Below are 9,663 nucleotides of genomic sequence, written 5' to 3'. Positions count from 1 at the left end.
GAACAATATTAATGGTTGGAAAGAGTAAAAAACAGGCATTTTATGAATGCCTGTTTTTTATGTTGAAGAAAAGACGTTGAAGTGATTAGTCGATTAATTGATATTGATTGCGCAAAATCTCGATAATTTCAGCTTTTGGATTTTGGCTTAGTTTGATTTGTTCACCGGTGACTTTTTCAGCTATCCCAGTATAAACTTTAGAGATCTGCATCAGTACGTTTTGTGGTAACTCGTTATCACGAGCAAGAGCGAAACGTTCTTCCATACGATCTTTATTTAATAAGATATCAGGATCAGGGAAAGTGTTTAGCAGCACTTGGCGGAAATCTTCTTTCGAGTTCTCGACGATTTGTCCGTCACGGTAAGCAGCACCATCCCAAATACGTGAAGAATCAGGTGTACCTACTTCATCCATATAAATTAGCTTTTCAGTGCCACTAGCATCTGTGACGTATCCGAACTCGAATTTGGTATCGACAAAGATTTGATCGAGGTTTGCGAGCGCATCGCTGATCACGTTAAAGCCTTCAGCTAATAGCTTTTCGTATTGTGCAATATCATCAGTATTACGGAAGTTAAATGCAGCGTAATTATTAACGAGATCATCGCGGGTGACATTGACATCATCAGCCTCAGGAACATTAGGAATGCCTTTTAGAATACCTTTGGTTGATGGCGTCATTAGTAGCTCAGGCAGTTTTTGATCTTTCTCTAACCCTTCAGGTAGTTCGATTCCACAGAAGTTACGCTCACCTTTGCTGTAAGCTCGCCACATTGAGCCAGTGATGTATTGACGGCAAATGGCTTCAACCATCACAGGTTTGGCTTTTTGGACGATCCAAACAAACGGGTGGGGAATATCTAATATATGGCTATCAGCCAAGCCGTTGTCTTTAAATAGCTTAAACCAGTGATTTGAAATGGCGTTCAGTGCAGCGCCTTTACCCGGCACACCTTTTAAGCCACCTTCGCCATGCCAAATACAATCGAATGCAGAGATACGATCACTGATCACCATAATGGCTAATGGTGCATCAGGTTGGACATTGTAGCCTTTTTCCTTAATCAAACGTCGACTGTCAGCTTCAGTCAGCCAGTAAACAGAGCGTACTTTACCGCTGTGTACAGGCTTATCAGTACGGATTGGGAGATCATCATTAACAGCTAAAACTTGATCGGCAAGGCTCATCGTGAAAATCCTATTCAAATGATTACGCAGAAATGCAGAGTTTTTGCCATAAGAACATATGGCTAAACATCATCGTAGACGCATCATACAAGGTTATAGAATTGACTGCCAGAGAAAAAGCAAACGTTTGCATTGTGATTTTAAAGCATAAAAAAGGCGATATTCATTAAGATGATTATCGCCGAAGGTTGTTCTAGAACAGCTTATGAATAGTGCTCAATTTCTGTGGGGCTTGATGAATAAAATGATTTACCCATACTTCTATATCTGACCAATTAAACCACGCTGGGCTAAATTTAAAATGATGCCAGTTACTCAATATATGCAGCGTTTTGTGGTAGGACGGGGCAGTGGAAAAGAGTAAGACGATAGCAACAATTTGCGCCAAACTAATCAGAGGGTTAGCAAATGAGAAAGGCTTTAAAGCAGTGCCGAAGGATTTCTTTAAACGCTGGTTGGATAAATCCACACTGTAAATTTCATCAAGCACCAGATGAACTAAGCCTCCAAATAGAACAAAACCACCGGTAAGCCAGCTAGTCTCCGCAGTATGACCAATAATAGAGCTCACATGTACACAGCACAGAGAGATCAGTAATACAAAGGCAATGGAATGGCAACAGCCGCGGTGAACGGTACGACGCTCAAATACTGCTTTGCCCATGTAACGAATAGTAATGAATAAAGCTGCGGTATAAAGCAGCAGTTCTAGCATAGTGACTTGGGTATAAATATGACTGATCAAGATGAAACAACAAAAGCCAGCCAAAATATTAAATAAGGCTTTCATTGATGTGGAGTGATCTGAATCGATGTCAGGCAATAAGCCACCAATGGTGCCTAGAAAGGTCATCCATATCGCCATTGAAGGCGTAATGTGATCAGCCGAAAGAAAGGCGGTGGCGGTTAAACCACTAGCAACGGCTGCAACACTGAAGTGAGTAGAAAAGTTTGCCAAGGAAGAAGAGTCCAACTGGGTATTTATACAGTTGTATTTATCATTTTTCGGTCATAATTTTCAACCAATATCACATTTTTAGCATGTAATTGATGTTTTTTCGGATAAATAACCATCGAACACGAGCAGTTGTCTGTCTTTATAGAAATAGAGTGGGAAATGGCGTGTTATCTACACCCCAAAAATGCATCAAAGAAAAAGCCTTGCTTGAATCTATGCGATTCAAGCAAGGCTTTATTATGGTTATAAAGTGAAGTGTCAGTTAGCCAGCAATAAGGGCTGAGATAATACCGATCAAACCACCAAAAACACCGCCCCAAATCACTAGCCAACCTAAATGCTCGCTGATCATTTTTTGGACCATTTCTTTCACCATTTTAGGTGTTAGTTCGTTTAGGCGTTGATCGATGATCTCTTCAATGGTGCCTTCAATATCATGCAGAGATTCTGGTGCTGCGAGTTGATCTTTGAGTGCCGCTTTGAAGTTATCTTGTTGGCTAATATCTGTCACAGCACTTTGCATTTTTTCAATAAAGGGTTCACGTAACGGTTGTAAGGCTTCTGCACCGCCCATCATTGCAAGCATGCCACCAAACTGTGAATTCATGATCACATCTAATAGTGAATCATACGCTGGGGCAAAATCGATTTTTTCAATCACAGGTTGAAGGTTTAAGTTCGTTGCGCCATCCATTTCTTTGTTAAGAAATCGACTGATGTTTTCTTGGGTGAAGAACTGCTCCATCATCAGGTTTTTAATAGCAGATTTAAACTCTTCAAAACGTGCTGGAATAACACCTGAGCCGTATAAACCTGGCACTTTCTCAAATAGCATATGGATAGCTAACCAGTTGGTTAAAGCACCAGAGAAAGCAAATAGTCCGCAGTACAAGATCACTTGTTGGTTTGTAATATAACCAATGAGCAGCAAAATCAGTGAAATAAGGTTGGTGAGGAAACTTTTGTTATTCATAGCAGGTTTGTTCTCAGTGTGGATCACACAGAATATGTTTTAAAAAGAGGTAAGCCCAAGGTATGGCTAATTGGGCGAGATTCTAGCAATTGAAGTGGGGGAATACTACCGTTTGTCGGTCAAGATAATAGTGCAATAGCAATTGGTTACTATTGAGTGCTGTATATATCACCAGCAATGAATTTAAACCTGATCCGGTACTTGCTATACTCGCCCATTCACTTTTCTACCATCATGTGGTGCATGTCATGACAAGCTTTACTGCTGAACAAACGGCTTTTATCAATCACCAAACTGGCAATGCACTTTGTGTTGCGGGGGCGGGGACAGGTAAAACCACCACCTTGGTAGGATTAGTTGAAAATAAATTAACCACTATTGCACCACAGAATATGTTGGTGCTGATGTTCAACCGTGATATTCGCACTGATTTTAAAGCCAAACTTGAGCGCAATTGTATTGGTGCCAATGTCCCAGTACATACTTTTCATAGCTTTTGTTATCAGTTATTACGCCAGTCTGGTTATTTGGCTGAAACGGGCTATCAGGTTGATTTTAATAATGGGGATAGTGATAAGGCGATTGCAAAACAATTGCTGCGTCAAATGGCTGCGAACGAAAAATCTTACCAAAAACAACAGACGTTTAAAGATCCTCGCACTATTGAATTATTGATGAGCTTCATCGGCTTGGTGAAAGCGCATATGCTGCCACCGAAAGAAGTGTTTGAATTGTCTGATATCAGTGATGAATACCATTTCATTATTGAAGCCTATTGGAATTTTGAAACCATTCGTAAAGAGCGTAAGCAATTGTTCTTTGATGATTGGCTGGTGGAAACTGTCAATGTACTTAGCAACAATGACGTTTTACGTGCCCACTATCATCAGCAGATTCAGTTTATGGTGGTTGATGAGTTTCAAGATATTAATACCGCACAATACCGTTTATTAAAGCTGTTATTAGGCCCTCAAGCACAGCTTGTTGCTGTTGGCGATGTGGATCAGTGTATCTATAAATGGCGTGGTAGTGCGCCGCAGTTTATGCTTAATTTTGAGCAAGATTTTGCACCAGCGAAAACCTATAGTTTGTCGCATACTTTCCGTTTTGGTCATAGCCTAGCACTCGCTGCGAGTCATTTAATTGCCAACAACAAACAACGTTTTCATGATTTTCAGACCATTTCTCATCAGTCTGTGAATGATACCCCTGTTGAAGTGATTGGTACTGCGCGTCAAGTAGGGGAAATTGCCCAATCCATTGCTGAATTTATTGAGCAAGGTGGTGATGCTTCTGATGTGGCGATTTTGGTTCGTCGCTGGTCACAAACCATGTTATTTGAATTGGCATTCTTAACTAAGAATATTCCGTTTTATATGCCTGTGGGCTCGGTGCTTTCTAATAGCCGAGAAGTAAAGCTGCTGATGGATGTAATGCGTTTTGCAACGGGACGCTATAACCAATTACAGCCGTTTGAAAAAGCGGTATTAGTGTTTAACTTAATGTCGTTTCCTCACTGTTATGTACCGAATGCTAATTTACGTCCATTGTGTGATGAGCTGGCGAATACCCCCATAGAACAGTGGTTAAACGTGGTAAGCAAAACAGAGAAGGTACAACCCAATTTAAATCTTGATAACTTTACAGCACGCGTCGAATTATTGATGACGCTACGCCGCAAAGGTAGCTTTAAAGCGTTAGATGTTTACCGTCAATATCGTCGTGATAGCGAGTTGGATAATTGGATTTGGAAAACTGAAGCGACAGCATCTGAGATCGAAGAAGCCGTTGAAAGGTTAGATAGTGTTGAGACTGTGCTAGCCTCTATGGATCAAGCGTGTGAAAAGGCGTTGAATTACTTTGAGTACTATACCCAACGCTCTGATTCATTACGCCAAACAGAAGCCTCAATGTCACAGGTACAATTAACTACCATCTTTAGGGCGAAAGGGTGTGAGTATAGCCAAGTGTATTTGCCTTATTGGGATAAAGACGCCTTTCCATATGTTAATCGTTCGTCGGTTGGGATTGCTGCTGATACTGAAGAAGAACGTCGCTTAGCGTATGTTGCCATCACACGCGCAAAACACAGCGCTAAGATCTACTACTCGGTAGAGAACACTAAGAAAGAGAGTTATATCCGCAAAGATAAGAATGCCAGCCAATTTATTCTTGAAGCAAAAGCGCCATTAGCGCAAGAAATTGGTCCATTGTTGTATCAAGAAGGTAATGAGCTGCCTTATCACAAATCCCCGATCGTACAGGGCTACTACACCCGTTTAGGTCGTATTGATCAAATGCAATCAGCACCAGAGCCGGTAGAAATTGTATTACCTGCATCAGGGCGAGATGGAAACATTGCTTATAGTTATTTATGGGCGGTTGAGCAACCGTTACCTGAGAATGCAGAAAAGCTGATCCGCAGTATGGTAAAAACCAAAACAGCGAAATATTTAGAAACAGAATTGAATAGAATATTACGTGATTTAAAGAAAGCGGATATCACAAAAGAGAAAGTGTTAGTAAATCGACTTATTGTAATAGCGAAAGCAAAGGCTAGAAGATATAGCTAATAAACGTTAAGCCGATTTATTGAGATAATTAATATTAATCATGGCTTGGGCTAGGTTTATTTCCTACGTTTTGTGACATTGCAAAATCGAGACGATTTTTTAATGCTTGCTGTTTTTTCTTTTGGTTTTTTTTATTCATTATAGATGCGAGCAATTGTTTAATCATAAATTATCCTCATCTCTGCTTTTAACAATAATATAACAAAAAAGTCATCACCGTTAGTTACAGAGTAGCGCGATGAGTGTCATTTATTTCTTATAATTATAGATATGATACCTAATAAGTATTTTTGCACTAAAAATGATGACTCATTATTAAGACATAACAATTAAACAGAGTTAAATATCTTTTAATTGGTGGTTTAAAGGTTAAAAATCTTAATGATGACTAAATTTAAAATATTCTATCTTTTTGTTTAATTTCTTTTAAATCAATCGCTTGCTGGTTTTTTGATTTGCTTGTTTATTGATTGTTAATTTATAAATTATTGATTAATCAATCAATATCAATAATATTACAGTGTTCATATCTCATAAATAATTATATGAATAGCTACGTGACGATAATGAACGATTAGTCTATCGAGTGGCGTTGTTCACGATTATAACGTGCTTCACGTTGACCGAGGTTTTGCTGAATAACAAATTCAAGACGCGTTCTTAATTGTTGGGATTTATTGATTTGGCGTTTATGAAATACATTATTAAGAAATTGCTTTAACATTCTGTAACCTTTTAACTCATTAGAATTTATCGTTAAATAAATTCAGACAATAATTAAATAACATCGTATTGAGCGTTCCTTTATGCTCCATAACATACCAAGTAATACTGAACCTAAGTTGTATCAACGTCCTGCAATAAACAAAGTAAGTATTTTAGTCCTAGTGATATAAAGGATGTTAAGAATGGTGTTGCAACTGAGAAGGGACTCAGTGGAGGTGATTTTATTGAACGGTAAAAATAATGTCAAAAGAAAAAGTGCATCATAATATTACGTTATTTGATGCACTTTTCTGAATTGATTACTTGTTTTGCCATTTATCGACAACTAATGCGGCAATTAAATCACCTTCAACATTCACGGCTGTTCTGAAGGTATCTAATGGGCGCTCAATCACCAGTAGAATGGCAATCGCTTCTAAAGGGATACCGACAGCGAGCATGACTAACTGCATACCTGACATTGATCCTGATGGCATACCTGGGGCACCAACAGAAGAAACCATTGCCATGATAAAGATCATGATCAAACCGCCTGTGCCTAAATCGATGCCGTAAAGCTGAGCTAGGAAGATAGCTGCTACGCCTTCAAATAGCGCGGTACCATCCATATTCATAATAGAGCCTAACGGCAATACCATACTGCTGGTGGATTGTGAAATCTTCAGCTCTTCTTCTGCTGTTTGCATAGAAAGAGGCAGTGTTGCCGAACTTGATGATGTTGCAAATGCCATCGCCATTGGTGCAGACAGCGCTTTAAACAAGTCTTTGAACTTAATACCCGTCACCACTTTTGCAATGATAGGTAAAACAAAACCACCATGAATAAAGGTTAGGGTAAATACCAGTAACGCAAAGCGGGCAAGCTCACCAAAAATGGCATTACCGCTTTGTAGGGTAAATTGGAAAACAATCGCAAAAACAGCCAGTGGCGCTAGCTTGATGATCCACGATACCACACGGTTAACAGCACTGTTTATACCATCTATAACTTCAAATACAGGGTGCTTTTCTGGCAGACTTGCCAGTAATGCAATACCCAGTAACAGTGCAAACACAACAATTGCTAATAAGTTAGTTGTTGCTAAGGCTTGGAAAGGGTTTACCAATGCCATGTTAAATAGTTTTTCAACAATCGCGCCACCAGAAGCCGAGGTTTGATCAATTAATTGAACATGACTACCAACATGAACTGTTGAGGTATCAACTAATTGTGGCCACTTTGGCAATGACAGTGAAACGCCTAGAGCTAATGCAATAGCAAGTGTCGATGTAAAGGCATAAAACGAAACTGTTTTTAGACCCAATGCTTTTAATTTAATGGTAGAGCCAATGCTGGTGATACCACGTAGTAATGAAAACAGCACTACGGCACCAACAAGCATTTTAAGTAAACCAATATAAGTGGTTTTTAATAGCATAAGGAGCTTGAATGTTGTGCTTGTTTCAAACTCTGACGATAGTGGTAGCAGTGTTGCTAACGCCCATGCTAACAAGCCAGCTATAAGTAGCTGAAAGGGTAGTGATTTTAATAAACGGCGATGCATGAGAATCTCTTGTAACGTTCGTTGAGAATAAAAATTAAAAATATAATAGTTAGAGTAGTTATAGCTAAGTAACCTCAAGGTGCAGTGTGGAGCTTGTTGTCATGGTTAACACTGACGATTGAAATCACTTGGATATAACTTCTTTGTATAAGAAAAAACGCTCTGACACTAAGTACCAGAGCGTGGCAAATGCCAATTCTCAATTAACGATAAGTTTGTTGTCTTTACGACTGACTGAAAAATTCGGTTTAGTATGACTTTCGTTAAAAGAGGAAGTGCTGATCCGTAGCTGGTTTTGAACAAAGGTGTGAGATAAAAATCTCGCCTGTCTTCGTAACAGGCAGTCGTTACGAAGACAGGATGTTGCTTAAATAAGAGGCAAATTACTTATCAAAGTGAATGATAGTACGGATGCTCTTACCTTCGTGAAGCAGATCGAATGCTTCGTTGATCTTGTCTAGACCCATGTTGAATGAGATGAAGTCATCTAACTGGAACTCACCCGCCATGTAACGATCTACGATACCTGGAAGCTCTGAACGGCCTTTAACACCACCGAATGCAGAACCACGCCATACGCGACCCGTTACTAGTTGGAATGGACGAGTAGAGATCTCTTGACCTGCACCTGCAACACCGATGATTACAGACTCACCCCAGCCTTTGTGACAACACTCAAGTGCAGAACGCATCACGTTTACGTTACCGATACATTCGAATGAGTAGTCAACACCACCGTCAGTCATCTCAACGATCACTTCTTGGATAGGCTTGTCGAACTTAGTCGGGTTAACACAATCAGTTGCACCTAGTTTACGAGCAAGGTCGAACTTGTCTTCGTTGATGTCGATAGCAATGATGCGGCTTGCTTTAGCCATTGTTGCACCAATGATAGCTGCTAGACCGATACCACCTAGGCCGAATACAGCAACAGTGCTACCTTCTTCAACTTTAGCCGTGTTTAGTACCGCCCCCATACCTGTAGTTACACCACAACCTAGTAGACATACTTCTTCTAATGGTGCTTCTTTGTTGATTTTCGCTAGCGAAATCTCAGGAAGAACCGTGTACTCAGAGAAAGTTGAACAACCCATGTAGTGGAAGATAGGTTGACCATCTTTGTAGAAGCGTGTTGTGCCGTCTGGCATTAGGCCTTTACCTTGTGTCTCACGGATAGCTTGACATAGGTTTGTTTTACCAGACTTACAGTATTTACACTCACCACATTCTGCAGTGTAAAGTGGGATAACGTGGTCACCAACTTCTAGACCAGTTACACCTTCACCAACCATTTCAACAATACCGCCACCTTCGTGACCAAGGATTGCTGGGAAGATACCTTCTGGATCGTCGCCAGATAGGGTGAATGCGTCAGTGTGACAAACACCAGTAGCAACGATGCGAACTAGTACCTCACCTTTACGAGGAAGCATTACATCTACTTCTTCGATAGAAAGAGGTTGTTTAGGACCCCATGCAATTGCTGCTTTTGATTTGATAAATTTATCAGTCATTTTTCATTCACTCCGTTAAGCCAACTTTATGGCGATTTTCTTGTTCGTGTCGACATGAAAAGTTATCTCTCCATGTCGTCTTGATGGCACCATTATATTTATTTCTTACCTATTGATAATCCCATCAAATGGAAAATTATTATTACTTAATGGTAATAATTTATAATTATTTCTTGATCTATAATC

General features: G+C 39.8%; 8 protein-coding genes. 1 reads left to right on the top strand and 7 read right to left on the bottom strand.

What is annotated here, in order from left to right; all coding sequences use genetic code 11:
• Nucleotides 1-85: 85 nt before the first annotated feature.
• The 3 genes from E5A76_RS09550 to E5A76_RS09540 form a co-directional block, all read right to left on the bottom strand.
• Nucleotides 86-1,189: a phosphoribosylaminoimidazolesuccinocarboxamide synthase gene (locus tag E5A76_RS09550; protein ID WP_161118781.1), complete on the bottom strand. Its 1,104-nt coding sequence runs from the start codon at nucleotides 1,187-1,189 to the stop codon at nucleotides 86-88.
• Nucleotides 1,190-1,382: 193 nt separating this feature from the next.
• Nucleotides 1,383-2,147, bottom strand: coding sequence for a metal-dependent hydrolase (locus E5A76_RS09545; protein WP_053986768.1), 765 nt, complete (start codon nucleotides 2,145-2,147; stop codon nucleotides 1,383-1,385).
• A 262-nt stretch (nucleotides 2,148-2,409) separates the two neighbouring features.
• Nucleotides 2,410-3,120, bottom strand: coding sequence for a DUF445 family protein (locus E5A76_RS09540; RefSeq protein WP_161118780.1), 711 nt, complete (start codon nucleotides 3,118-3,120; stop codon nucleotides 2,410-2,412).
• 248 nt (nucleotides 3,121-3,368) lie between these two features.
• On the opposite strand from E5A76_RS09540, the gene E5A76_RS09535 reads away from it, so the two are divergent.
• Entirely contained in the window at nucleotides 3,369-5,693 is a 2,325-nt protein-coding gene (locus tag E5A76_RS09535) for an ATP-dependent helicase (protein WP_161118782.1), read from the top strand.
• A 34-nt stretch (nucleotides 5,694-5,727) separates the two neighbouring features.
• On the opposite strand, the gene E5A76_RS20635 is transcribed toward E5A76_RS09535, so the two are convergent.
• The 4 genes from E5A76_RS20635 to E5A76_RS09525 form a co-directional block, all read right to left on the bottom strand.
• Complete coding sequence (locus E5A76_RS20635) at nucleotides 5,728-5,859, bottom strand: hypothetical protein (RefSeq protein ID WP_258178221.1); 132 nt, start codon at nucleotides 5,857-5,859, stop codon at nucleotides 5,728-5,730.
• A 408-nt stretch (nucleotides 5,860-6,267) separates the two neighbouring features.
• Nucleotides 6,268-6,417 (bottom strand): hypothetical protein, encoded by a 150-nt coding sequence (locus E5A76_RS20400; protein WP_164488049.1) that lies wholly within the window; start codon nucleotides 6,415-6,417, stop codon nucleotides 6,268-6,270.
• A gap of 301 nt (nucleotides 6,418-6,718) precedes the next feature.
• Nucleotides 6,719-7,963: a dicarboxylate/amino acid:cation symporter gene (locus E5A76_RS09530; protein WP_161118779.1), complete on the bottom strand. Its 1,245-nt coding sequence runs from the start codon at nucleotides 7,961-7,963 to the stop codon at nucleotides 6,719-6,721.
• Between the two features lie 383 nt (nucleotides 7,964-8,346).
• Nucleotides 8,347-9,477: an S-(hydroxymethyl)glutathione dehydrogenase/class III alcohol dehydrogenase gene (locus E5A76_RS09525; protein ID WP_107165245.1), complete on the bottom strand. Its 1,131-nt coding sequence runs from the start codon at nucleotides 9,475-9,477 to the stop codon at nucleotides 8,347-8,349.
• Between the last annotated feature and the right edge of the window lie 186 nt (nucleotides 9,478-9,663).

The organism is Photobacterium lucens, assembly GCF_009873615.1.
GTDB classification, from domain to species: Bacteria; Pseudomonadota; Gammaproteobacteria; order Enterobacterales; family Vibrionaceae; genus Photobacterium; species Photobacterium lucens.
The sequence above is the reverse complement of the archived record's forward strand: the minus strand, read 5'-3'. Positions and strand labels throughout refer to the sequence as shown.